Below are 24,117 nucleotides of genomic sequence, written 5' to 3' on the forward strand. Positions count from 1 at the left end.
GCGCTACTCGGCGGTTGATGGTTCCGGCATGCCGAATGTGCGTGACGGCGCGCCCGGCATGTCGTGCCGGCGGCGCGCTTCGAAAAAGCCGCGCCCGCGGACCACTTCGCCCTGCCAGCGGCCGGCGACTCCGATGCCGCCTTCCCACAGCGCGCGGTCGATCTCCTGATTTTCGAAGTCGGCGGTCAGTTCGAACCGCGCTTCGTACTCGGGAATGATCACGACCCACGCCGTGTCCCAACGCACGCCGGTTTCGGGAGAAAGCCATGTGGCCTTGGCGGTAGAGCGGAACCGAAAGTCACTGCGCGACTGCTGATTCGGCAGGCAGATGTCGCCGAACTGGTGGATGATCCGGCCGTCCTTCCAGAACTGAAAAAGCAGGATCTCGGTGTTGTTTTCAAGCTGGATCGAAAACCAGTCCCACTTGTCGAAGTCCCAGGTGTGCCAGTTGCCCCATTGCCGGTCGATCCAGCCGCGCCCCACGAAATTTGTCTGGTGCGCACCGAGGCGACCGGAGCCGCGCACCACCGCGTTCGTCATGCTGTAATACTTGCTCTCACCGGACTCGCCCATGCGGATCGTCCCCGTCTCGCCGATCGCGATGGGCGGCTTCTCGGCGCAAATGTCCAGGTCGATTGACACGTCGTCGCGCGCGACGACGAAATCGTAGCAAAGATAAGCCGGATCGGGCTGCGTCAGCGTCGCCGCGCCCACGGAAAACGAGCGCGACGCGGGATCGAAGGAGACAGTCGTTTCGGGCACCGCGATGATGGCTCGCTGCTTGTTGCGAACGTCGGAAAGCACGCCATACAGGCGCCCGTCCTTGAGCATCGCGATCATGACGGCGAACATGTTGGCATGATCGTCGAACAGATGTGCGTTGATGTACCACCACTCCTTCGACGCATCGTCGTGCAGCACGCCGACGTCGAAAGCCTCGCGAATTTCGGGGGAAAGCCCTGCAAACGCCTGGCGCTTCAATACGAACTTCTTTTCGTACTTCCTGGCGAGCGTACCGGCGCCGAAGATGTCGACCAGCCACTCGCGCCCGAAAAGGACGCCGGCAAGAACCGCCGCGACAAGCAGGAGGACGACCGCGGCGAGGCCCCAAACGAGCCGGGCGCTGGTCGCGTCGTTCGACGTGTTCCTGGGGTTTGGGGTCATCGTTTCCGGGGCCAAGGCGTTTGGGGCGCGCGATCGTAACAAAGGCCAACCCGGCATGCCAACCCGTTTCGACGGGTTAGCGCAAAAACAAATTCTGCATATTTTTGTGCGCCCGGAGCCTCGCGTGGCGTTATCTATCGCGTGAACCGAATTGTCGATGGGGGGAGTGGGAGGTTGCCGGGGATCGGACGCGGTGGGAGCAGGGCGCGTGGGGCCGCGAAATCCTCCGGTACGTTTTTTCCGACAGGTGCATCGGGTTCGCGATTCGCGTCTCAAACGCGTCTTCGAATCGTCCGCGGGATGGTCTCGCGCGCGTTCGATGCGTGTCATTCGCCGGGACGGCAAGTCCGTCCATGAGGAGGAGAGTATGAAGCGCGTCATGTTGGGTGTTGCGGTTTTGTTCGTGATGGCCCTGGCGGTCGCCGCGTACGCCGGGGGCTCGCTCGACGGCAAGACGTACGAGATCACCATGCCCGGCGAGGACGGCAAGCCCGCGCCGGACACGCTGGAATTCATGGCCGGCAAGCTTCATTCGACCGAATGCGACAAATATGGCTTCAAAGCCGAGGCGTACACGGCCAAATCGATGGGGCCCGCCACCGATTTCACGTCCACGGCGATGAACGACAAGGGCGGCAAGAATGAGTGGAAAGGAAAGGTCGTCGGCGACACGATCAGCGGAACGCTGGTTTACACGGAAACGGGGAAAGACCCGCAGACCATGCCGTTTTCCGGCAAACTGAAAAAATAGCCGACTTCAGCGCGATCAGAAAAAACGGGCCCGGCATCGCGCCGGGCCCGTTTTGCGAGTGGGCCAAGCTCGTACCCGCTCCCTTGCGGTCGCGGTTCCAACCGTTGGGACGGCCCTTATTCCTCGCCGCGCCAGTCCGCGTAGAGATTGGCGTAACCGTCGATGAGCGCCGTGCCCGTTTGCGGACCGACCGAAAGCAGGTCGTTGTAGATGTAGGCGATGTGGAAGAACTGCTCGGGCAGGATGACGTAGCCCACCCAGTCCTGGCCGAGATTCATGACGAACTGGTGCTCTCCCCCCATGATGCCGCGAAGGATGAAGCTGATGTCCGGCACCAGCTCGCCGGGAACCGTGGCGAATTGGGCGGGCCCGATGGAAACCGCCGTGATCTTCGTTTCGCCGTCCTCACCGAGGTTCGGCACGTCGCGCGGGATGATGCCCCACGTGCCGACCAGATAGAAAAACGGGTTCTGCAATTTCGCGAACAGCGGTTGCGTCACGGTCTCGATATGCGTGTCGCCGGTTTCGCGCGCGGTGTCGAGAAGATCCTGCGCGTCGTCGGCGAGCACGCGGCCGGTGTTATCGACATCCTGCCACGTGCCCCACTCGCGGCCGTCGCCGTAATCCCACGGATCGAAGGGATTGATGGGGTGCACGCTCGCGCCGAGCGATCCGTTGACGAACATGTTCACGCCGCCGACCTCGTCGTCCATGAGGCGATAATACGCGCCGGCGAAATCCGCGGTGACTTCCGTGTTCTGCGGACCCATCACCATCGGGTGACAACCCCAGCTCATCATGGACGCGATCGGCGCGCCGTCCGGATCCCGCATCGCCATGACGGTCATCGTGCTGTCTACCATGGCCGTGGGATCGAGGACATCGTTCGAGTTGTAGTGCATGTCCGGTTCGGTTCCGGTGGAGAAAAACAGGCGCGCGGGGCGAAGATCGCCGATCGCGTCCAGCGCCGACGCGATCGCGCCCTCGACAACCTGATCCATGTACGCCTCGTCGCGCCCGGAAATCGGCGGGACGATGACGCCCCAGATGCCGACGCTGTCCGGGCTGCCGTGCGTATGGCTCGCGGTGACGATGACGCGCTCCGCATCGATGCCCGCGGCAAGCGCGACGCCGTCCTGAATGCGCACCACGTCCGTGATGACGACGCCGACGAGATCGAGATTGACGAAAACAAGCGGCGCCGACGCACGGTCGCGCACGGCGATGGCTGTCGCGAAGAGCGGATCGTGCACGCCCGTGGACCAGCGGCACATGTTTTCCGAAAGGAAGTAGATGCCGTAGCCGCCCATCTTCAGCGGCCAATCGGAAGCGGGCGAAATGTCCACGCGCGACGCGCCCGCGAAAAAGAACGGGCCGGCGTCGTCGTCCGCGGCATCGTCATCGGCCGCCGTATCGTCGTCCGCGTCGTCATCGTCATCCGCCGCGTCGTCGTCGGTCGCCGTGCCGGAATCGTCGTCATCGTCGTCGTCGCCGCAGGAGCATCCCGGCGCGAAAAGCGCGAGCGCGGAAAGCACCCACAGCGTGCTGAACACCTTGATCCGCGATTTCCTGATCATCAGAAACCCTCCGAAAAACTGATGCTCGCAAATTCGCAAGCGCCTGACAACGACGCCAGGCGGAACGCAAAGTCCGAAAGCGACAACGAAGGCCACGTCGTTTTGTCGCGTATCGAGAAACCCCATGGAGGCGCGCCTACTCCGTACACCACGTCCCGCACGTCCGACGTCTTGTGGTTTAGCCGTGTCGTATCGACATGGAACGGGACGGACAACACCGTATATGGTGCATCGGTTTTCCACGCGGTGTTGAATTTTTACGAATTATTGGGAAAATTTCCTCAATAGCCGCAGCAGCCCTTGTCATCGTCGTCACCCCCGCCATCGGCGGGGTCGCCGGAATCGTCGTCGAGCGCTGTATCGTCGTCGTCCGGTTCTTCGGGTTGAGTCGTGGTGGTGGAGGTCGTAGACGAACTCACGGTTGTCGTACTCGTCGATGTCGTCGAGGCGGACATAAAAAACACGTGGGTCTGCATTTCGTACGATCCGGGTCCGACGTAATTTTGCGCGGTCCAGGCAAAATCGGCGTAACCGTTGTTTTGAACGTCGCCGCCTTCGCCGCCTAGGTCGTAGCCGATATAGGGGATGTAGCTGTACGTGTAGTCGTCCCAGTCGTATTCCCAAAACGAAGTTGTGTCGACGCCCGTTGCCGATCCGAACATAATTCGTATGATTGATCGGTCCATTGTAATCGCGATGTCGTCATATCCGTCGCGATTGATATCTCCAAGGTATTTCGCGTGGGCATAACCCGATATGGGGGGAGGAAGGATCTGTGTTCGAAATGGTAATATCCCCAAACTAGATCCGAAGAAAATATAGATTTCGGCTGTGCCTTGATCATACCCCCATAAATCGTCGTTTCCGTCACCGTCAATATCACCAGCTCTTTCAAGCTCACACCATGCAGGAAAATCGGCGCCGGGGTTGCTTAATGCTATTTCGTCAGGTTGATTGCGCGGGCCGGTTTCACTCCCGTGAAATATGTCGAGAAAGACAGGCTGTGACCCGTAACCATTTGCGCAAATCGCGAAATCGTCAAATTTGTCCCCGTTGACGTCGCCGAGAGCAATAATTCCGAATATTTCTATACCGTCATAATCATAATCCCACACAGGCGCGTTAAAAACGTGCGTCGAATCGTCGCCGTAAAATGCTTCGATTATGTGTAAATCATCGTTGAATTCCGGAGTACGGTTCCAAATTTCACGTTGCCAAACGAGATCGCTATAGCCATCGCCGTTTATGTCGATATCCGACGCCACCGAATCCGAATAGTAGTAGCGGTTCTGAAAGTTTCCCGTTAGAATTTCGACGGTATCTGCTTCAAGTCCGTAGGGCGTCCCGTAGAAGAGAAAGAACCGGCCAACCGAGCCAAAACCACCGGGCCAATTCCAATCATGAATCAACAAATCGCTTATGCCGTCTGCATTGACGTCTCCGGCGTTCTGGATGCCTTGGCCGAATATAGAAGAATCGTCACGAAATAGATATTGGTCCGGCTCGGCCGACAAGCCGTCCGCGCTCCCGAAAAATACCAGGATCGTGCTCGAGTTTTGCTCGTATTCGCCGGATTCGTAGTCTAGGTGTCCGTATCCTAACAGCAGGTCGTCGTAACCGTCCCCGTTTACGTCGAGAAAGACGATCGTCGGGCCATCGAGATTTTGGTTCCAGTCCGGATGGTCGCCGTTTGCCGGATAGGACCAGGACGGGGCGGGTCGGTCGGGAATATCCAGTGCCAAAGCTGCGTGGCAAAAGATTCCAAAAAATATAATAATCGGAATCAGGATAATTCGAAAAATACGTGAAACATTGAACGAAGACGACACTGCCCGCAACGCGGATTTCGGATCGGCTGCGTTTCTCACGTTCCCGCCCCTCCCGATTTTCAGGAGAATCCCGCCGCATTTCACCGCTTGTGAATGGTGATTCCCGTGCTATCCAGGGTTGCCCCCGCGTCAGATGCCTTTCGGAACGACGCAAATGAAAACAAGATCCTCGGCGCCCGTGTTGCGGATCTGATGAACCGCGTCGGGCGCGACGTAGGCGACGTAACCCGGTCCTACCGGAACGACCTCGCCCTCGTACTCCACCTCGCCGACGCCGGCGTGGAAGAAAATTTCGTGCTCGTAGGGGTGATGATGATGCGGCGTGTGACCGCCGGGCCTCACGGTGAAAACGCGCATGGTGAAGTTCGGCGCGCCCTGGTCCGGCCCCGCGCCGACGCGCAGGGTGACGCCGGAAACCTCGTCGTTTTCGATCGCTTTTCCTACGATATTTTTGTACGCGACGATGTGCATGCGGCCCTCCGAATCGGGCAATATTTTACCACGCGTATCCCGCGGCGGCGATCCGCGCGGCGTTCGATTCTATTCGAAACGCCGGAACAAGACGTAGGCGTCCTCGCCGGTTTCGGCGTAATACCCCCGGCGGGTGCCGACGCGCGCGAATCCGAATTTTTCGTAGAAACGGATGGCCGCTTCGTTGGTGGTGCGCACTTCGAGATATTCGAAGCGCGCGCCGCGCCTGCGGCCCGATCGTTCGCCCTGCGCGAGAAGCTCCGCGCCGACGCCCTGGCGCCGGTATCGTTCGTCGACGGCGATCTTCAGCAGATGCATCTCGTCGACGATCAGCCACCACAGCGCAAAACCGCAGATTCCCTGGGGACACTCCGCGACAAGAAAGAGCGAAAAAAGGTTCTCGAACTGCTTGCTCATGGTCTGGCGCGACCACGGGCCGGGGAACGCCGCCTCCTCGATCGCCATGACTCCTTCGAGGTCCTCGCGCACCGCGGCGCGAACGATGGGAGAAAGCTCGCGTCTCATTCGAAACGGTCGTCGTCCTCGCGGGGATCGCGCGACTTGATCCGGTATTGCCGCTCCAGGTGCGGCAGCAGATCGTTCACGATCATTCTACGAAATTCGCCCGGAAATTCCGACGCCGTGGGATCGAAAAAGAACGAATAACCCTCGCGGCCGGCCGGTGATGCGTCGCCGGAAACGAGCACCATGACGACCTGCTGCGCGTATCCGCGCGCGGCGAGCGCGCCCTGCGCCTCGACGAGCTGGTCCATGTCGTTTGGCGTTTTGCCGCGATCGAGGAAAACAAGAAGCAGCGGATACGTCTTCCAGCGGCTGCGTTCGTCGTAGTAACCCGCGGGCAGGAAAACGCCATACTCGACGACGACATCTTCGCCGAACGTCGAGGCGGCAAACGCCCTCGTCTGATAATACGGGCGCGAGTCCTTGGGGTCGTCGCCGAACAGTCCGTTCGCGACGCGCGAGGAGGCAAACGACAGCACGTGATTGTAGCGCGCGACGCGCACGGCCTCGCTGCCGGTGTGCTTTTGCTCGATGTCATCCGGCGCCGCCTCGGATTCGAACAAAAGCGACGCGTGCTTGGACGCAAACCAGATCGGCTCGGTAGGCGAAGGGAAGCCGCCGATGAAGCCGTCGTAAAGCCCGGCCTCGAACCGCAGGCAATAGGCCGGGTCCGGTTCGTCGACCGTCAGATAATGCGCATTGATCGCCGAGGCGAGCGACGCGGCGTGCGTCGCGAACGGCCAGTAATCGTCCGTAGCGGCGTCCGCGTAGAGCCCGCCGCGATAGCGCGAGGTGGCGTCGATCTCGCCGCTGCGCGCGCGCGCCGCGGGGCTGCGGGCAAACCAGTTCGCCACGTTGGGGGTATAGGAATAGGCGCCGTCGCCTTCGCCCGCGTCGCCGGTGCCCGCGACGCCGTCCGGGCCGAGGTCGTCAAACGCCTCGCCCGCGTCGTGCACGCCGTTGCCGTTGCCGTCGGTGAACGCTTCGCGCATCGGGCAGAAGATCGGCTCGCCCGGATCGCGGCGGCTGTTGCCGTTGACGTCGACGGCGAGAAGGAAATCGACCAGGAACTCGTCGTCCTCGCCCTCGAAAAACGTCGTCAGCGGCACGGAGCCGTCGGGCGAATCGGGCGTCGGAACGCCGGTGACGATTTGCTGCGTTCCGCCGGTGACGCCCGGCGGGTAAAACGCGCTCGCGGGATTGAAATAGCAGGGGTTGCCGAGCGCGATGAAAATGTCGCGAAGGAAGGCGAAGTATTCCACGCGCGAGGGCAGGTCGTCCCAGTCATCTGGCGCGTCGAGCCGGGCCTTGATCGACCCGAGCAGCAATTCGAGATCAACCGGCCCGCCGAGCGACGCGGCGGTGGCGAACAGCTCCGGGTTGTCGAGCGCGATATCCATCGCGCCAAGGCCGCCAAGGCCGATGCCGAGCGCCATGTGCCACGGACCCTTGTAGTCCTCGTCGATGATCTCGTTCGGGCACGGCGGCTCGTAAACGCCTTCATACGACGCGTCCTGCGTGCAGGCGAACGCAAAAAGTCCGACCGCGACAATCGCCGTCAATGCATGAAAAAATTTGGGCAAAGTTGATCCCCGGGCAAGTGGGCGCGACAGTGTATGCGCGGGCGATGGGAGGGTCAACGAAGGCGCCCCGGACAAGGGCGTGGGCGATGGCGGCGTTTGCGCCGTGCGGCGCGCGCTCCTATCATCACCACTTCAAATGCGCAGACGTTTTCTTGTCCCCTTCGCGATCTTGCTGTTTACGGCCGGCGTGTTTCTCGCGGCGGCCGGCGCATCCGCGGTGTACACGATCGTCGAACACGATTACCTCGGGCGCGAGTTGCCGAATGTCGCGCGCGGTGTCGTGCGCGCGCGGCTTTCCGCCTTTGTGATGCGCGGGATTCTCGCCGGGATCGCGATCGTCGCGTTCATGTCGATCGCGCGGCGCATCGCGAAGGATACCGTCCGGCGGCGCCGCGCCTTCGCCGCCTTTCCGTTCGCGCTGTCGTTTGTGCTCGCGGGCGTCGTGTTCGCGGTGACTCTCGTGATGCGCCACAACCTCGCCGGGCCACTGGCCTCGGAGCTGTCCGCGTTTGTCGTGCTTTCGCGCGTCATCCTGCCGATGCTGCTCGACCCGGTGACGCTGCCGCCGATGATCGTCGCCGCGGGGGCGCTCGTGGCGGCGACCGCGGCCTTCGCGCTTGCGACGCTGCTTGTCGCCTTGCCGATCGGGAGCCGGCTTGCCGGAAAGATTTCGAAATTCCGCAGGCGGAAGGAGATCCTTCGCTTCGCTCAGGATGACAAAGCGGCACGGGATGACAAAGCGGTGCGGGATGACAAAGCGGTGCGGGATGACAAAGCGGTACGGGATGACAAAGCGGTGCGGGATGACAACGCGGTACGGGATGACAAAGCGGTACGGGATGACCGTCGAAAGAAACGCCCATCGCGGGCGCCGTTCGCGCTTTTGATCGCGGGTGCGATTCTCGTCGGTGGCGCGATCCTGGCTTACGGCGCGGCGCGGCCCGTGACGCCCAACGACGGCGCGCCGGACATCATCCTTATCAGCATCGACACGCTGCGCCGCGATCACATGAGCCTGTACGGATACAAGCGCGAGACGACGCCGAACCTCGATCGCCTGGCGCGCGATTCCGTGGTGGTGGACGAGCACATTTCGCACGCGCCCTGGACGCTTCCCGCGCACATGAGCATGTTCACGGGCCTGCTCCCGTTCGAGCATGGCGTCGTTTCGATCGACCGGTCGCTCGACCCGAAAACGCCGGTGCTTGCCGAATCGCTGAAGGAGCGCGGATACGCGACGGCCGCGTTCGCGACGAACTACCTGCTCAGCCCGCGCTACGGCTACGGATCGGGATTCGATTTCTACGTGCTGCGCGCGGACTTTCCCGCCGAGGACGCGGTGGATCGCGCCATCGAGTGGCTTGCGGCGACGCCGACGCCGGCGTTCGTCTTTCTGCATCTCTACGACACGCATTACCCCTACGCGCCGCGCGAGGGCTATCGCGGGCGCTTCGGCAGCAAGGGCGACGGCCTGGACGCGATCATGTCCGAGCCGTTTTTCACCTTCGCCAGGCAAGCGCGCGATTTTTCTCGCGGAGACGAGCGCAAGGTGCGCGCGCGCTACGACGAAGAAATCCTGGACGTTGACGATCACGTCGGGCGTCTTTTCTCGAAGATGAAGGGGTGGGGGCGATACAAAAACGCCTGGATCATCGTGACCTCCGACCACGGCGAGGAATTCAACGACCACGGCATGTGGGGGCATTCGATTTCGCTCTACGAGGAAATGGTGCGCGTGCCGCTGATCGTGAAGCCGCCCGAGGGCGGGTGCGCGGGCATCGTGATGACCGGCGCGCAGATCGCCCAGCGCGCCATTTACGACATCGTGCGCGCGGCGTCGTTCCTACCGCTCGGTGCACATCCGGATGTGCGCTGCGATACGGGCGCGCCGCGCATTCTGACGCAGTTCGCCGAGGAAAACGTGCTCGCGGAAAGCGAGGTCTTCGGCCCTCATCGATTCGGAGTACGCACGACGACAAAGAAACTCGTGGAGCCGATCGTATTTGATCTCGACGACTTCCGCGTGGAGCGCGGCCACGAACTTTTCGATCTTAATCGCGATCCGAAGGAAAAGACGAACGTGTACGAACCGGGCGCGGCGCCCGCGCTCTCAGCGATCATCGACAAGGCCAATCAGGCGCTGAAAACGCGCACCGAAACCGGCGAGCGCGATCTATCGCCCGAGGAGCTGGAGCGACTGCGTTCGTTGGGGTATTTGCAATAGTGAGGAAAGAGAAAAGAGGAAAGAGGAAAGAGGAAAGAGGAAAGAGGAAGCAGGAAATAGGAAAGAACTACGGACCCCGCTTCCAGCCTCCTCAAGTTCCGAACGTCTTGTCGCAGATATCCACGATGCGTTCGGCGGAGTGGCCGTCGCCGTAAGGGTTCTTCGCCATCGCCATCGCGCGCCAGGCGTCGTCGTCATCCATCAGCGTCGTCACCGCTTCGACGATGTCGGCTTCGTTCGTGCCGACAAGGCGAACGGTGCCGGCCTCGATTCCCTCGGGGCGCTCGGTCTTTTCGCGCATGACGAGCACGGGTTTGCCGAGCGACGGCGCCTCCTCCTGCACGCCGCCGGAATCCGTGAGGATGATGTGCGCGCGTTTCATCAGGTGGACAAACGGCGCGTAGTCGAGCGGCTCGATTAACCGGACGTTCGCGTGGCCGCCGAGGATCGCGTTCACCGGTTCGCGCACGTTCGGATTCAGGTGCACCGGGTACACGAACGCGGCGTCGGGATAGCGGTCGGCAAGACTCGCGATGGCGCGGCCCATCGCCTGAAATGGCGCACCGAAGCTTTCGCGCCGGTGCGCGGTGATGAGCACGGTGCGCTCCGGCAGATCGGCGAGCATCGGATCGTCAAACGAAAACGGGCGCGCGGCGACATCCAGCAGCGCGTCGATGACGGTATTTCCGGTGATGTGGATGGTTTCGGCCGGGATGCCCTCGGAAAGCAGCGCGGCGGCCGATCGCGGTGTCGGCGCGAAGTGCAGCGACGCAAGCCGCGAGGTGAGCTGGCGATTGATCTCCTCGGGGAAGGGCGAATAGCGATCGTGCGTGCGCAGCCCGGCCTCGACGTGGCCGACGGGGATCCGCCGATGAAACGCGGCGAGCGCGCCGACGAAAGTGGTCGTCGTGTCGCCCTGGACGAGGACGAGGTCGGGCCTGGCCGCGTCAAAGGTGCTTCCCAACCCCTCGATGGCGCGGGCGACGATGCCATCGAGCGTCTGGTTCGCGCGCATGATGTCGAGATCGGCGTCCGGCACGATGCCAAAAAGCGCCAGCACCTGGTCCAGCATTTCACGGTGCTGGGCCGTCACGGCGACGAAAACGTCAAACCGCTCCGGCCGGCGGCGCATCTGGGCGATGACGGGGGCCAGCTTGATGGCCTCCGGTCGAGTGCCGAAGACGACAGCGGCCCGGATTTTTTCCGGCAAGGAGCCTCCCGGGTTGTTCGTCGATCGTAATCGCCCCAACGCCGGCCGGTCAACGAAATCCGGGGCCATTAAGTTATCTCACGATACGGGACGGAATTTTTCGTCATCGCGCGCGGGGGCTTGCAAAATCGTTGTGTTTTCCTTAGATATCCCGTTCCCTGCCACCATAGATGGGAGATGGAATCGAAAATGGGTGGACCGAGAAAAAAACCGGCGGATGAGCTTACCCCTGAAGAACTCGAGCGCTATTACTCGATTCTGATGGAAAAGCGCAACGAAATCGTATCAAAAGCCAAGCAGACGCTCGGTGACGGCGCCCTTTCGGGCGGAACGGCCGGCGACGAGGCGGATCAGGCCATGCACGCAAGCGAAGCGGCGTTGGCGTGGCGCCTTCTGGATAAAGACCGCAAATTGCTCAAGGAAATCGAACACGCGCTCGCTAAGTTCGAGGACGGCGAATTCGGGTACTGCGAAGGCACCGGCAAGCTGATCGACCGCCGCCGCCTCGAGATTCGCCCGTGGACGCGCTATTCGGTCGACTACAAGGCGGAACTCGAAAAAGAAAAGCGCTCGCGGCGCGGCATCACCGGCACAAAAATCGATACGCTATTCTAAGTGTAGGAAAACACTTCGGAATATCGAAAGGCTCCGCCGAAAACGCGGGGCCTTTTTGTTTGGAGGATTGAGGATCGAGGATCGAGGATTGAGTGTCCTCCAATCGCGTTCGAGTGCGTCGCCATCCGGTTCCGGCGGCAGACTTACCCGGCTTCCACTCGCGGTTCGCGACTTGCGGTTTGCTGAACGTGAAGCGGCTTTGCGATTCCACTCGATCCTCAATCCTCAATCCTCTATCCTCGCCTCAGATCAAATCCGCGAAGTCTCTGGAAAATCGGTGGAAAAACACCCAGCCGATGATCGCGACCAACAAGGAGAGCGCGGAGAAGTAACTGAAGCCGTAGAGGTCCGGCACGACGTCGCCAAGCAACGCGGCCCGATAGAGGTTGACGAGCCACGTCAGGGGATTGAGATAGAAAAACGCCTTGATCGACTCCGGAACGAGCACGACCGGGAAAATGATCGGCGTGCCGAAAAACCAGAGCGTGAGGATCGCGGCGGTCAGCTCGCGGGCGTCCTTGTAGAACACCGTCACGGCGCTGACGATCATCGCGATGCCGAGGGTGAAAAGAAGCTGAAGCGGCCAGATCGCGAACAAAAGCCCGAACATGACGATGGAAGGCGACTGACCGAGCGCGGCCAGGATGACGATAAAAACGATGAGCGCGACGATCTCGTGAAGGAACGCCCCCAGAACGCAACGCAGGGGCAGCATGATCTTCGGGAAGTTGACCTGTTTCACGAAATCCTTGTTTTCCATGATGACCATGGACGATCGCTGCACGGCGTCGGACAGGCCGATCCACGGCAGCATGCCGGCGAAAAGGAAGATGCCGTAGTTTTTCGGTCCGGCGTTGCCGCCGACGTTGACGTCGAGGATGTAGCCGAACACGAGCACATAAAGCAGGATGAGCAGAAGCGGATTGATGACCGACCAGAAAAGGCCAAGGAAACTGGCGCCGTAGCGGTTGCGCAGATCCGCCCGCACGAAACCCCAGAGGAGGTACTTCTGCCGGTAGAGCGATCGAAATTGTTCGAGCAAACGGCCGTCCTCGCCACGCGGGCCGCGAATGAGAGGCCCACCGTGCGTCTTGTTTACCCGAATCCGCCGCGCGCGCGAAGAGGCCGCGCGACGATCGGGCGATTTGACGTCGTTAATCGAAAGACGCGGCGGTGGGACGAGCTTTGAATCGGCGCCGGCCCCGGCTCGACGACGCGATCGCCGTTGCCGTCATCACCGCCGTCATGCTCGCCGCGAAAATCGCCGCCGGGCGATTTGCCGCCGTGCCGCTCGACGACTCCTGGAACTTCGTTCTTCCGCTGAAGCACTTTCTCGAAAGCGGCGTCCCCCGATTTGATTCGTTCAACTCCGCGGCGGCCGTTTTGCATTTAGCCGCCGCGTGGCCACTCGCGAAGCTGTTTGGCGCATCGTTCCCGCTGACGGCCGCGTTAAACTTCCTGATCACCGCCGCGGCCGTTTACGCGGTCTATCTTCTTGCGCGCGTCGCGGGGGGGACCGCGCGGTTCGCGGCGATTGTCGCGCTTTGCGCCTTCGCCGCGCCGCCGGTTTTCGTCGTTGCGTTCACTTTCCAGAGCGATCCCGTATTTCTTCTCGTGGAGACGCTCGCGCTCGCGGCATTCGTCGATTACGCGCGAAGGCGGCGAACGGCGTCGCTCGCGGCGGCGTCGGTTTTCGCGGCGCTTTCGATCTGGGCGAAGATCCACGGGCTTTTTCTCGCGCCGGCGTTTATCGCCGTGCTCCTTGCCGTTGCCCAACTGCGAAAACGCACACCGGCGTGGGCGTTCGCCGCGCTCGCCGCGCCGACGCTTGCGTCTTACGTCGCCTTTCGTCTGGCGAAGCCGTTTGTTCACCCGATCTCGACAACGCTCGACCAGAAGTCGGCCGAATTCGCTGAACGCCTGTTTTCGCCGTCCGTCTGGCTTGCGGACGGACCCTGGCGCGCCATTGTCGCAATCGCGTCGGCCGCGTTCTATTTCCTTCCTGCGATCGTCGCGATCCGGCGCGCGCGCGAGGAAGCGGCGGGAAAACGCGCGGCGCCCGCGCTCGTCGTCGCATCGCTCGCCGGCGCCGTGTTGGGGGGGATCATCGCGATCGTCCGCGCGCGAGGCGGATCCTGGGCGCTTGCGCCGAGCATGTTGACCAAGGCGCCGACGCTCGCGCCGATGTCGGCGTGGGGTTGGGTGTACGCGGGTGTTGCCGCGGGCGCGCCGATGCTTTTGTATTGGCTGTTAAAGACGCGTTCCGACGCTCCCGCCGCCGCACTTCCCGATGGCGGGAGGGGCGAGGGCCTTCGCATCGATCCGCTTGTCGCGATCGCGCTGATAGTGATTCTGTCCCAGGTTGCCCTCATGGTACCGATACGCTGGTTCATGGATCGCTATTTCATTGTGCTCGTTCCGCCGATGGCGCTTGGGGCCGTCGCCGCCGCCCGCGATCGGCGGATCGCGCTTGCTTTCGCGATCCCGATTCTGCTCCTGATCCTGGCGCTGGATGTCGTGCGCGTCCGGCAGTATCGCGACGGCGCCGAATTGCGCTGGGCGATGGCCGACGCGATCGCGAAATCCGGCGTGCCGGTCGAGAACATCGACGGCGGGTACGAGTGGTTCGGGTGGCACAACTTCGAGGCCTGCGAAGCGCGCGGGCGGCGCGGGACACGCGCGCCGGGTGCATCGGCCTGGGTGGCGGAACTTTGCCCGGACCTCGCGCCGAATCACCACGTCACCTTTGAGCCGCCGCCCACCGGATGTGATATCATCGAGACGCGCTCCTATGGTGCGGGGCCGCTTCTCGGCGAGCGTCCGGCGTTTGCCTATCGTTGCGCGCCGCGGGAAACGAACGCCGGCTGACAAACGCAAAACGCGTCTTGTTGGGAACATGGTTTTGTGCTAGTAACGCGCGCCTCGCGGGGACGAGTCCCCGCGTTTCGTCGTTTTTACAAGGGAAAAAAGATGGGTCTGCAAAACGTGAGAAATATCGGCATCGTCGCCCACATCGACGCCGGCAAGACGACCGTCACCGAGCGCGTTCTGTTCTTCACGGGCATGAAGCGCACGCTCGGCGAGGTTCACGAAGGCACCGCGACGATGGACTTCATGAAACAGGAGCAGGAGCGCGGCATCACGATCGCGTCCGCGGCGATCTCGTGCAAGTGGAACGATGCGTCGATCAACATCATCGACACGCCCGGGCACGTCGATTTCACGATCGAGGTCGAGCGCTCGATGCGCGTGCTGGACGGCATCACCTCGGTGTTCTGCGGCGTCGGCGGCGTCGAACCGCAGAGCGAGACGGTCTGGGGCCAGGCGGATCGCTACCGCGTGCCGCGCATCGCGTTCGTCAACAAGCTCGACCGGCCGGGCGCCGATTACTTCGACGTCATCGCGCAGCTCAACGACCGGCTGGACGCGAACGCGATCGCGTTTCAGGTGCCGATCGGCAAGGAAGACGGGTTCATCGGCCTTATCGATCTCGTGGAGATGAAGGCCATCACCTTCCCGGAAAAGCAGCGCGTCATCGGTGACATCCCCGACGAATACAAGGGCGAGGTGGAAACGCACCGGCAGGCTCTTCTCGAAAAGCTCTCGGAGTTCAACGACGAGATCGCCGAGCTGTATCTTGACGAGAAACCGGTTCCGACCGACCTCATCAAGCGCGTGACGCGCCACTGCGTGCAGCGGCTACTGCTGACGCCGGTTTTCGCGGGCGCGGCCTACAAAAACGTCGGCGTGCAGCTTCTGCTCGACGCGATCGTCGACTACCTGCCGTCGCCGCTCGATGCCGGCGCGATCACCGGATACGACATCGACGATCACGAGAAGACGCACATGCGTCATCCGACCGAAAACGATCCGTTCTCGGCGCTGGCCTTCAAGATCATCCACGATCCGTACGTCGGGCAGCAGACGTTCGTGCGCACGTATTCGGGCGTGCTGAAGGCGGGACAGCAGGTTTACAACGCGACCAACGGCAAGAAGGAGCGCGTCGGCCGCATCCTGCGCATCCGCGCGAAGGAACGCGAGGAGGTCGAGCAGGTCGGCCCGGGCGACATCGTCGCGCTGATCGGCATGAAGGATACGCACACCGGCCACACGCTTTGCGATCCGGGGACGCCGATCCTTCTCGAGTCGCTGACGGTCCCGGAGACGGTCATCAGCGTGAAGGTATCGACCGAGACGCAAAAGGACCTCGATAAACTGCACCAGTCGCTGCGCAAGATGGCGCTCGAGGATCCGTCGTTCCAGGTTCGCGTCGTCGAGCGCACGGCGGAGACCGTCATCGCCGGCATGGGCGAGTTGCACCTGGAGATCATCGTCGATCGCCTGAAGACGGATTTCGGGGTCGAGGCGAACGTCGGCGCGCCGTCGGTGGAGTATCGCGAAACCGTGACCGCCGAGTCGCAGCACGCCTACAAGCACGTCAAGCAGTCCGGCGGCAAGGGTCAGTTCGCGCATACGGTCATGCGCGTCGAGCCGAATCCCGGCGGCGGGTTCGAGTTCGTCGATCACATTACCGGCGGCTCGATTCCGCAGGAGTTCATCCCCGCGGTTCGTCATGGCATCGCGGACACCATCAAAGCCGGCATTCTCGCGGATTATCCGGTCGTCGATGTGCGCGTCGTGCTGATCGACGGCAGCTTCCACGCGGTCGACAGCTCGGAAATGGCTTTCCGCACGTGCGCGTCGATCTGCTTCAAGGAGGCGTTCCGCCGCGCGAATCCCAAGCTGATGGAGCCGGTCATGGCGCTCGAGATCGCCACGCCCGACGAACACATCGGCGACATCGTAGGCGATCTCAACCGCCGGCGCGGGCGCGTTCTGAACATGCGCCGCTATCGCGCGGGTTCGCAGAAGCTTTCGGCCGAGGCGCCGCTGATGGAGCTTTTCGGATACGCGACGACGCTTCGCTCGCTTTCCTCGGGCCGCGCGAACTACGCGATGGAAGTCGCGCGTTACGACGCCATGCCGGCCAAGTTGCAGGAGACGGTCCTGGAAGAGGCGCGCAAACGGATCGCCGCCGCGCACGGGCAGTAGGAGAGGATCGAGGATCGAGGATCGAGGATCGAACTTGACCGCGATCCCCGGCAATTCAAATCCCGTTTCTGAACAACGAACCGCGACCTTCAGGGAGCGGGTCGAAAAATAACCGCCCGAGTTTGACCGGGCGGTTTTCTCGTCATTGGTTTTCGGGCACGGGCGCGGGCGCGGTCACCGACGCTTCGCGATTCCATTCCGCACTCCGCATTCATTCAGACAAACGTATGCCAGCCGTGCGTGTCGTCGATCTCGGCGCGGACGTATTGCAGATAGCGCTCCTGCACCTTCGCGGTGATTGGCCCGCGCCGTCCATCGCCGATCGGAATCTTGTCGACGGAGACCACCGGCGTCACCTCGGCGGCCGTGCCGGTAAAGAAGATCTCGTCGGCGAGATAGAGCATTTCGCGCGGGATCTGCGCTTCAACGACCTCGTAACCGATTTCGCGCAAGATCGTCATGGCGCAGTCGCGCGTGATGCCGGGCAAAATCCCCGAGGCCAGGGACGGCGTGAAGGCCTTGCCGTTTCGAATCAGGAAGACGTTTTCGCCCGAGCCTTCGCTGACGATGCCGTCGGTGCCAAGCGCGATCCCCTCGGAAAAGCCGTAGAGGGAGGCTTCCATCTTGATGAGCTGGCCGCTGGCGTAGTTGGCGCCGCATTTCGCCGCGGCGGGCAGGGTGTTCGGGGCCACGCGGTTCCAACTGCTGACCATCACGTTCACGCCTTTTTCGAGCGCGTCCGCGCCGAGGTACGCGCCCCATTCCCACGCGCAGATGAAGGCCTCGACGCTGTTGGTCAGGGCGTTGACGCCGAACGTGCCGGTCCCGCGAAAGACGATCGGCCGGATGTAACAGGCGGGAAATCCGTTCGCCCGCACGGTGTCGAGAATCGCGCGCCGAAACTCGTCTTGCGAAAATGGAATCGCCATGCGGTAGAGTTTCGCGGAGTCGAAAAGGCGCCGCACGTGTTCATCGAGCCGAAACACCGACGGCCCTTTCGAGGTGCCGTAGCAGCGGATCCCCTCAAAGACGCTTGAGCCGTAGTGCAGGGCGTGCGTCATCACGTGAACGGTCGCGTCTTTCCAGGCGATGATTTCGCCGTTTTTCCACACCTTGGTGTTGCCCGATATGTCCTGGAACGCGGTCATGTTGGTCTCCCCATGGGAATGTCGCGACGAGTCGCCGAAAAAATTATGGGATCGACGGCCACAAATCAAGGAAACGCGCCATTCGGACCCTCGAATTGTTCGTCGCGCGCGCGACGGACGGTTGACGCACGGCGCCGGCGTTGCGCGTTGAACGCAATTCCCTATCCTTTATCCGCCGATCCACGTTTACCCCGGACAAGCCCGTGTTCACCGATCGAATCATCCCCATCGTTCCCGGCATCGATTTGCTTGTCGGCGGCAACAACGGCCGGTTGCCGTTTTCGCACAGCTTCCTGGTGCGCGGCGATTTTGTCGCGGTGATCGACACCGGTTGCGGCGAGGATTTATTGAAATACGTCCGCGCGCGATTCGCGCCGGACCTCGTCATCAACACGCATTCGCATCTGGATCATTGCAGCCGCAACGGGATCTTCACGGGCACGCGCCTGTCGGTGCCCCATCCGCATCACCAGACGGTGGGCGATCTGAAGGCGCTCGCCGAGCGCTTCATCGGCGACACCGGCCTGCGCGAGGAGTGGGTGCATACGATCGTCGATTTCACGGGGTTTTCGCCGCTGCCGCCGACCGAGACTTACAACGACGGGGACGTGTTCGACTTCGGCGCCGTGCGTCTTCGAGCCGTGCACCTGCCGGGGCATCTGGACGACCACTTCGGATTCGTCGAGGAGACGTCGGGCGTGGTGATCTGCACGGATGTCGATCTCACCGCGTTCGGTCCGTGGTACGGGAATCCGGAGTCGAACATCGAGCAGTTCGAGGCGTCGATCGAACGCGTGCGCCGGCTTTCGCCGAGCATCCTCGCTCCGTCGCACCGTTTTCCGCTGCGCGAGGGGATCGACCAGGCGCTCGCCGCGTACGAGAAGCGCCTGCGCGACAACGAGGAAAAAGTCTTTCGCGCGCTGATCGAACCGAAGACGCTCGACGAATTGTGCGAACGCAAGCCGTTTTACCGCATCCATCCGTCGCGCAAGAGCCTGCTGCGTTATTTCGAGGGCGTGATGATCGGCAAGCACCTGGAGCGTCTCGTCGCGGCGGGGCGCGCCGTCGAGCGCGACGGGCGTTTCGTGCAAGCGGTCAGGGAATCGTAGCGAGCACGCGGTCCATGAGGATGGCGGCCTGCCGGTAGAGCGCGGAGTAGGTGTTGAAGTCGTCGATGCGAAAGTTTTCGTATTCGGCGTACACGTCCTCGCCCCGGATATGCAAGACGCCGTGCCAGTCGTTGTCGAACAGGTGGCGCGAGTCCATGTGACCGCCGCCGATCCAGACGACCTCGCCGGTCTTGATGTCGATGATTTTGGCCTCGACGCTGACGTCCCAAAGACCGTAGCTGACCCAGATGCCCTCGGCTTCCTGCGGGCGCGGAAGGTTGCGGAACTCGAATTCGTCGGCGTCAAAAAGAAAATCGACCTCGCGCGGCCATGCGCCGACGTGGCTGATGACAAGGATGGCGTCGGCGTTTGTCTTCTTGCCGAGAAGGAGCGCCGACTGCGTCGGATTGCCGGGCCGCGCCGGCAGATTCTTGCCGAAACGTTTGCTTTTCACGTTGTCCAGGCGCGCCACGATGTCCTGCGAGATCACGCTGAATCCGCGCTCGAGCAAGATCCGCTCGGCCTGATGAACGATGAAGTCGTAATCCTCCGATCGCGTGAGCGTCATCGAGGGATGCGGCGCGGCGCTATCGAGCGGGCCATCCCCGCGCGGCGGCTGCGTGGGATCGCCGCCGGAGGCGGTCACCTGCGTCAACGGGCTCGAATCGGGAATGACGACGAGAATCGACCGGTACTTGGAGCGCTTGAAGTCCGGCGAGACGGAGCTTTTGATCTCGGGCGCGGGCAGCGCGGGGATGGTGATTTCGGCCTTGCCGAAGGCGCAACCGGAGACAGCCGCGACGAACGCAAGCACGAAAATGCGCATGAACGCGCGGCGATTCCGGTGTGTTGTCATGGGCACGCGAAATTTGTTTTATCGCGCCGCTCGCGCTTAAGCAATGGAGAGGGGGAGATGTCGTTTCAGCGTTCGAGATCTTCGGCGTTGGGAGTTCGTGAAGGCTTCGAACCCCAGTCCTTGTAGGTCTTGGTCACGTTGCCATTTTTGTCGAGGATGCCGGCTTTCTTGAGGATTTCGATGTCTTCCTCGACCGTCCCACGACGTATCGCCGCCAGCATTTGCTCGTGCGACCAAACGTCCTTTGGCGCCTGTTGGCTCGGGGCTGGCACTCCGTTTTTTTTTATCTTTGCCATACCGACCATCTCTCCGAACGGGCCACACAGCGAGAATATTCGCCGGAGCACGCACCGATAATTGTATATGCGCGTTTTGAAATACGCCACTGCGAGGCCAGACGCGAGGCAGCTTGCCGCCTGACTTTAAGGGGACAAAGACCGCGCGCGTGCTTTCGATCGCCAGTCCCTCGTCCTCAAGTTTTTGAAACAGGTAATTGAAGACCGCGCAATCGCGAAATTTGTGTTTATTGGCATTTTGAAGCAAACGCTTTCCGGAGGCGTTCAAAACGGACGCCAGCTTGTCGTGCGTTGCTTTGAGGATGACCGCGTTTCCGGGGTCCAATAGGTCAAGGCATCGCCCCAATCGAATCAGCGATCCCACGACAGCGGCCTCGGTTTTGCCGAATCGATCCTCGGCCCACGCCCACGCCTGTTGCGGCGCGTATTCCCAGAAATAGATGCCATGACCGAGCCAGTCGTCGTCATTTTCGCTCGGGCCGAACGGCGCGCCGTCAACGAGCTTTTCCGCGACGCGCTTCCTTGTTCCGTGAAACGCAACGACCGTTCGATCGTAGTCGAACACCATTTGCCGTGTGGGGATGTTTTCGCTCGTTCTTTTCTTCATCTCGTAATTCCCTTTACGACCGATCCGCGCGCTTCCAACTCGACGGCGGGCGCAGCGCGCTTTTCGCCGCGAGCGCGATCTTCCAGGCGATGAACACCGGGACCAGAAGAACGCCTCGAACAAGAGCCGCGGACGGACCGGCGCGGAAAAATGCAACGGCGCCGCAAAAGGCAAGAAACGCGATTCCCGAAAGCGCCGCGGCAAAGGGGGGGATGGCGGTTATCGCGGCGGCGAGCGTCCCGAGCATCGCGAGCATCCCCGCGAGTGTCGCGTAGCCGGGCAGTATCACATCGAAGGCGAGTTCCAGACGCGCGGGGGAGCGGTCGCGGATGGCAGTAAACAGAAGAGGCAGTGCAAGCTGGCGTACGAGGCTCGACTCGCCGCCGCTCCAGCGGCGACGCTGCGAGCCGGCCGTGGCGAACGTGCGCGCCTTCTCCGAAAGAATGCGTGCGTCGGATACGTACGCGGCGAAGATGTCGCGCGCGGCCAGGCGCAGCGTCTGCTCGAAGTCCTCGGTCACGGAAAAGCTGATCCATCCGGGATCGCGAAGGACGGAGCCCGACAGGCACCAGCCGTTCATCAGCGGCGCGGGAAGGCCAAAACGCGCGCGGCCGGCGTAGGTGCCCGCGTTTTTCATCGTGTTCGTGAGAAGCGACAGCGTCGCCAATGGCGAATCCGGCGCCGACTGCGCGCCGTTGTACCCCTGCACGGCCGGTGCACCGGCGGAAAGGCGCGCGTCGATGGCGCGCAGATACGCCGCGTCGGCCACCGAGTCGGCGTCGAAGCACACCAGCGCCTCGTCGTCGTCCCACGCGCGGTTCGCGACATACCACGCCAGCGCCTGCCCCTTGCCCGGGTGCGTGGGATCGATCCGCTCGGCGACCTCGGCGCCGACCTCGCGCGCGATCGCCGCGGTGCGGTCGGTGCAGTTGTCGGCGAGAACCACGACGCGAAACCGATCCGCCGGATAGTCCTGCGCCTTCGCGGACGCGATCGTGCGCGCAACGCCCGCCTCCTCGTCGTGCGCGGGAATGAGAATCGTGAAGCGCGTGCGCGGCGGATCGCCCTTTGCGGCGTTTTCGCGCGGCAACAACGAGGCGAGCGTGTAAAAAAAATGCCGGAACGCGGCGGCGGCAAGAGCGCACGCGACGACGGCGAGCAAGCCGCGGGCGATTTCCGCCGCGCTCATCCGGACGCCTCGATGTACACGTCGTGCACCGCGCGCGCCATCGCGGCGGCGGTGTAGTGCTCCTCGAACCTCGTCTTGAGCGCGCTGACGACGGGCTCGCGCCGCGCCGCGTCGAGCATCGCGAAAACGCGTTCGGTGAGCGCGGCTGTTTCCGGCGCGGCCAGGCACGACTCCGCGCCGTCAAGGATCGCGGGGATTCCTCCCACGCGCGAGCACACCGGCGCGACGCGATCGCGCATCGCCGCGAGCAGCGCTTGCGGCACGCCTTCGGAATCCGACGGCATGAGCAGGATGTCGAAGGCGCCGAGCACCGCGTCGATGTCCTTGCGAAATCCGAGGAACGTAACCGCGCGGTCGATGTTCATCTCCCGCGCGCGCTCGCGGCATGCGGCGAGCAGCGGGCCTTCGCCGGCCATCGCGAAACGCACGTCGCCGCGCTCGGCGAGGATGTTCGCGGCGATCTCGAGAAAACGCATCGGCGCCTTCACGGGATCGAAACGGCCGACGTATCCGATCACGTTCGTCACCCCCGGCGCGGTCAACTGCGCGCGAATGGTCTCGATATCGGCGGCGGACGCGACGCCTGGCGATAGACCGTTGGGGACGACGCGAAGGCGCGCGTCGACGCCGGCCATCGCCAGTTGCGCACGCAGCGGTTCGGATACGGCGATGACGCGGTCGGCGCTCCTGAGCGCGGAAAGGTCCGCTGCGAGATAGGCGCGCATGCGCATGCCCTTCCAGCCGGGATACGGTTCGCGGTGGCCGTGCACCGTGGCGACGCGCGCAAAACGCGCGCGTTCGGCGGCGCGCCAGGCGTAGATGTCGGCGAGGTAGCCGTGCGTGTGAAGGATGGCGCCCGTGGCAAGCGCCAACTCGGCGATTTCGCGAATCGGCCGGCGGTCGAACTTGTGACGGCGGCGAACCGATTCGTGCGGGATGCCGAGCGCTTCCAGGCGCGCGGAAAGCTCGCCGTCGGCGAACGTGACGACGCGCACATCGACGCCGCGGTCACGGAGGGCGGGCGCGAGCGCGAGGATATGCGCCTCGATCCCGGCAAAGATCGCGCCTTCGGCGAGCTGGATGACGCGCATGCCCGGCGCCGCGCGGGCGTCAGTCCTTTCGGATGAGCCGCTGGAACCCGCCCGCGAGGATCTCGGGGAAGTTCGGCAGGCCGATGTTGTTCGATTGCACAAGAACCTCGACGTCGAAGCTCGACATGCGGTCCATCGAGGAGGACAAATCGACAAGGCGTTTGGCGAGCCCCAGCGCGTGCGCGGGACGTTCGACAAGCCGCGCGGCGAAAGTCGATACGGCGTCGGCCAGACCGCCCTCGGGCGCGACGGCGGTGACCATCCCCCAGGCAAGCGCGGTGTCGGGGTCGATTGCGTCGCCAAGCATGACCGCCTCTTTCGCGCGCGCGGCGCCGACCAGGCGCGTCAGGCGCGTCGTGCCGCCGCAGTCGGGCACGAGACCCAGGTAGATTTCCGGCAGAGACATCCGCGTGCCGGCCTCGACGATTCGGAAATCGCACGCCAGCGCGAGTTCGAGGCCAAGGCCGATCGCGTATCGGTGCAGTGCGGCGATGACGGGTTTTTCGACCGTTTCGATGCGGTTCATCGTCGCCTGAATCGTCCTCGCCATCTCGCGCAGGGCGGGTCCGCGCATGGCCTCGTCGGAGGCGCCAAGGCCCGCGAGCCACGCCGCGTCGATGCCCGCGGAAAAACCGGCGCCCGCGCCGTCGATGACGATGACGCGCACGTCCGGATCGAGCGCCCAGGCGTCCACGGCGCTCGCGACGCCCGCGATCACCTCGGCGTTGATCGCGTTGCGCTTGTCGGGGCGGTTCAGCGTGATGCGCCCGACCGGTCCCTCGATCGTTCGCGTGACGGCTTCGCTCATGACGGCTCCGGGATG

The 24,117-nt window shown here is 62.9% G+C and carries 20 protein-coding genes; 6 read left to right on the top strand and 14 right to left on the bottom strand.

The features are described from left to right. Nucleotides 1-3 precede the first annotated feature (3 nt). Nucleotides 4-1,164 carry a hypothetical protein gene (locus K8I61_18055; protein MBZ0273948.1) on the bottom strand — a complete coding sequence of 387 codons (1,161 nt, stop codon included), beginning with the start codon at nucleotides 1,162-1,164 and terminating at the stop codon, nucleotides 4-6. 367 nt (nucleotides 1,165-1,531) lie between these two features. Between K8I61_18055 and K8I61_18060 the strand changes: the two genes are divergently transcribed. Next, entirely contained in the window at nucleotides 1,532-1,915 is a 384-nt protein-coding gene (locus K8I61_18060; GenBank protein ID MBZ0273949.1) for a hypothetical protein, read from the top strand. A 116-nt stretch (nucleotides 1,916-2,031) separates the two neighbouring features. Here the strand turns inward: K8I61_18060 and K8I61_18065 are convergent, their stop codons facing one another. From K8I61_18065 to K8I61_18085, 5 genes are all read right to left on the bottom strand, one after another. Continuing rightward, nucleotides 2,032-3,492 (bottom strand): neutral/alkaline non-lysosomal ceramidase N-terminal domain-containing protein, encoded by a 1,461-nt coding sequence (locus K8I61_18065; GenBank protein MBZ0273950.1) that lies wholly within the window; start codon nucleotides 3,490-3,492, stop codon nucleotides 2,032-2,034. Between the two features lie 281 nt (nucleotides 3,493-3,773). Next, the gene (locus tag K8I61_18070; protein ID MBZ0273951.1) at nucleotides 3,774-5,360 is read right to left on the bottom strand and encodes an FG-GAP-like repeat-containing protein; all 1,587 of its coding nucleotides are present in this window, start codon (nucleotides 5,358-5,360) and stop codon (nucleotides 3,774-3,776) included. A gap of 90 nt (nucleotides 5,361-5,450) precedes the next feature. Further along, entirely contained in the window at nucleotides 5,451-5,792 is a 342-nt protein-coding gene (locus K8I61_18075; GenBank protein ID MBZ0273952.1) for a cupin domain-containing protein, read from the bottom strand. Nucleotides 5,793-5,861: 69 nt separating this feature from the next. After that, on the bottom strand, nucleotides 5,862-6,317 hold the full coding sequence (rimI, locus tag K8I61_18080) for a ribosomal protein S18-alanine N-acetyltransferase (GenBank protein MBZ0273953.1): 456 nt from the start codon (nucleotides 6,315-6,317) through the stop codon (nucleotides 5,862-5,864). Continuing rightward, on the bottom strand, nucleotides 6,314-7,897 hold the full coding sequence (locus tag K8I61_18085) for a hypothetical protein (protein ID MBZ0273954.1): 1,584 nt from the start codon (nucleotides 7,895-7,897) through the stop codon (nucleotides 6,314-6,316). The genes rimI and K8I61_18085 overlap by 4 nt, the downstream gene beginning before the upstream one ends. 136 nt (nucleotides 7,898-8,033) lie before the next feature. Between K8I61_18085 and K8I61_18090 the strand changes: the two genes are divergently transcribed. Beyond that, on the top strand, nucleotides 8,034-10,121 hold the full coding sequence (locus K8I61_18090; GenBank protein MBZ0273955.1) for a sulfatase-like hydrolase/transferase: 2,088 nt from the start codon (nucleotides 8,034-8,036) through the stop codon (nucleotides 10,119-10,121). A gap of 91 nt (nucleotides 10,122-10,212) precedes the next feature. On the opposite strand, the gene wecB is transcribed toward K8I61_18090, so the two are convergent. Then, nucleotides 10,213-11,400, bottom strand: coding sequence for a UDP-N-acetylglucosamine 2-epimerase (non-hydrolyzing) (gene wecB / locus K8I61_18095; protein MBZ0273956.1), 1,188 nt, complete (start codon nucleotides 11,398-11,400; stop codon nucleotides 10,213-10,215). A 120-nt stretch (nucleotides 11,401-11,520) separates the two neighbouring features. Between wecB and K8I61_18100 the strand changes: the two genes are divergently transcribed. Next, nucleotides 11,521-11,946, top strand: a complete 426-nt coding sequence (locus tag K8I61_18100) for a TraR/DksA family transcriptional regulator (protein ID MBZ0273957.1) — start codon at nucleotides 11,521-11,523, stop codon at nucleotides 11,944-11,946. Nucleotides 11,947-12,190: 244 nt separating this feature from the next. Here the strand turns inward: K8I61_18100 and K8I61_18105 are convergent, their stop codons facing one another. Next, complete coding sequence (locus K8I61_18105) at nucleotides 12,191-12,988, bottom strand: ABC transporter permease (GenBank protein ID MBZ0273958.1); 798 nt, start codon at nucleotides 12,986-12,988, stop codon at nucleotides 12,191-12,193. 143 nt (nucleotides 12,989-13,131) lie between these two features. Here K8I61_18105 and K8I61_18110 point away from each other — a divergent pair, with 143 nt between their 5' ends. After that, nucleotides 13,132-14,814 (top strand): hypothetical protein, encoded by a 1,683-nt coding sequence (locus tag K8I61_18110; GenBank protein MBZ0273959.1) that lies wholly within the window; start codon nucleotides 13,132-13,134, stop codon nucleotides 14,812-14,814. A gap of 102 nt (nucleotides 14,815-14,916) precedes the next feature. After that, nucleotides 14,917-16,998: an elongation factor G gene (gene fusA / locus K8I61_18115; GenBank protein ID MBZ0273960.1), complete on the top strand. Its 2,082-nt coding sequence runs from the start codon at nucleotides 14,917-14,919 to the stop codon at nucleotides 16,996-16,998. 215 nt (nucleotides 16,999-17,213) lie between these two features. Here fusA and K8I61_18120 read toward each other — a convergent pair whose 3' ends face one another. Beyond that, nucleotides 17,214-18,146 (bottom strand): branched-chain amino acid transaminase, encoded by a 933-nt coding sequence (locus tag K8I61_18120; protein ID MBZ0273961.1) that lies wholly within the window; start codon nucleotides 18,144-18,146, stop codon nucleotides 17,214-17,216. Nucleotides 18,147-18,349: 203 nt separating this feature from the next. Here K8I61_18120 and K8I61_18125 point away from each other — a divergent pair, with 203 nt between their 5' ends. Next, nucleotides 18,350-19,255, top strand: a complete 906-nt coding sequence (locus K8I61_18125; protein MBZ0273962.1) for an MBL fold metallo-hydrolase — start codon at nucleotides 18,350-18,352, stop codon at nucleotides 19,253-19,255. Here K8I61_18125 and K8I61_18130 read toward each other — a convergent pair. The 5 genes from K8I61_18130 to K8I61_18150 are packed head-to-tail and all read right to left on the bottom strand — an operon-like array spanning nucleotide 19,242 to nucleotide 24,102. Then, nucleotides 19,242-20,111, bottom strand: coding sequence for a hypothetical protein (locus K8I61_18130; GenBank protein ID MBZ0273963.1), 870 nt, complete (start codon nucleotides 20,109-20,111; stop codon nucleotides 19,242-19,244). The two genes, K8I61_18125 and K8I61_18130, sit on opposite strands and share 14 nt — an antisense overlap. A 36-nt stretch (nucleotides 20,112-20,147) precedes the next feature. Beyond that, a complete protein-coding gene (locus tag K8I61_18135; protein ID MBZ0273964.1) occupies nucleotides 20,148-21,014 on the bottom strand; it encodes a hypothetical protein in 867 nt (288 codons plus the stop codon). Between the two features lie 13 nt (nucleotides 21,015-21,027). Then, on the bottom strand, nucleotides 21,028-22,203 hold the full coding sequence (locus K8I61_18140; protein MBZ0273965.1) for a glycosyltransferase family 2 protein: 1,176 nt from the start codon (nucleotides 22,201-22,203) through the stop codon (nucleotides 21,028-21,030). Then, nucleotides 22,200-23,294: a glycosyltransferase family 4 protein gene (locus K8I61_18145; GenBank protein ID MBZ0273966.1), complete on the bottom strand. Its 1,095-nt coding sequence runs from the start codon at nucleotides 23,292-23,294 to the stop codon at nucleotides 22,200-22,202. The genes K8I61_18140 and K8I61_18145 overlap by 4 nt, the downstream gene beginning before the upstream one ends. Nucleotides 23,295-23,313: 19 nt before the next feature. Further along, nucleotides 23,314-24,102, bottom strand: a complete 789-nt coding sequence (locus K8I61_18150) for an enoyl-CoA hydratase/isomerase family protein (protein ID MBZ0273967.1) — start codon at nucleotides 24,100-24,102, stop codon at nucleotides 23,314-23,316. Between the last annotated feature and the right edge of the window lie 15 nt (nucleotides 24,103-24,117).

The organism is bacterium (assembly GCA_019912885.1).
Classification (GTDB): Bacteria; Lernaellota; Lernaellaia; order JACKCT01; family JACKCT01; genus JAIOHV01.

What these genes read in the sequence shown, in the direction of transcription:
- K8I61_18055 (MBZ0273948.1), bottom strand. Translation starts at nt 1,164, where the DNA reads ATGACCCCAAACCCCAGGAACACGTCGAACGACGCGACCAGCGCCCGG.
- wecB (MBZ0273956.1), bottom strand. Translation starts at nt 11,400, where the DNA reads ATGGCCCCGGATTTCGTTGACCGGCCGGCGTTGGGGCGATTACGATCG.
- K8I61_18120 (MBZ0273961.1), bottom strand. Translation starts at nt 18,146, where the DNA reads ATGACCGCGTTCCAGGACATATCGGGCAACACCAAGGTGTGGAAAAAC.
- K8I61_18060 (MBZ0273949.1), top strand. Translation starts at nt 1,532, where the DNA reads ATGAAGCGCGTCATGTTGGGTGTTGCGGTTTTGTTCGTGATGGCCCTG.
- K8I61_18065 (MBZ0273950.1), bottom strand. Translation starts at nt 3,492, where the DNA reads ATGATCAGGAAATCGCGGATCAAGGTGTTCAGCACGCTGTGGGTGCTT.
- fusA (MBZ0273960.1), top strand. Translation starts at nt 14,917, where the DNA reads ATGGGTCTGCAAAACGTGAGAAATATCGGCATCGTCGCCCACATCGAC.
- K8I61_18130 (MBZ0273963.1), bottom strand. Translation starts at nt 20,111, where the DNA reads ATGACAACACACCGGAATCGCCGCGCGTTCATGCGCATTTTCGTGCTT.
- rimI (MBZ0273953.1), bottom strand. Translation starts at nt 6,317, where the DNA reads ATGAGACGCGAGCTTTCTCCCATCGTTCGCGCCGCGGTGCGCGAGGAC.
- K8I61_18145 (MBZ0273966.1), bottom strand. Translation starts at nt 23,294, where the DNA reads ATGCGCGTCATCCAGCTCGCCGAAGGCGCGATCTTTGCCGGGATCGAG.
- K8I61_18100 (MBZ0273957.1), top strand. Translation starts at nt 11,521, where the DNA reads ATGGGTGGACCGAGAAAAAAACCGGCGGATGAGCTTACCCCTGAAGAA.
- K8I61_18150 (MBZ0273967.1), bottom strand. Translation starts at nt 24,102, where the DNA reads ATGAGCGAAGCCGTCACGCGAACGATCGAGGGACCGGTCGGGCGCATC.
- K8I61_18090 (MBZ0273955.1), top strand. Translation starts at nt 8,034, where the DNA reads ATGCGCAGACGTTTTCTTGTCCCCTTCGCGATCTTGCTGTTTACGGCC.
- K8I61_18140 (MBZ0273965.1), bottom strand. Translation starts at nt 22,203, where the DNA reads ATGAGCGCGGCGGAAATCGCCCGCGGCTTGCTCGCCGTCGTCGCGTGC.
- K8I61_18135 (MBZ0273964.1), bottom strand. Translation starts at nt 21,014, where the DNA reads ATGAAGAAAAGAACGAGCGAAAACATCCCCACACGGCAAATGGTGTTC.
- K8I61_18075 (MBZ0273952.1), bottom strand. Translation starts at nt 5,792, where the DNA reads ATGCACATCGTCGCGTACAAAAATATCGTAGGAAAAGCGATCGAAAAC.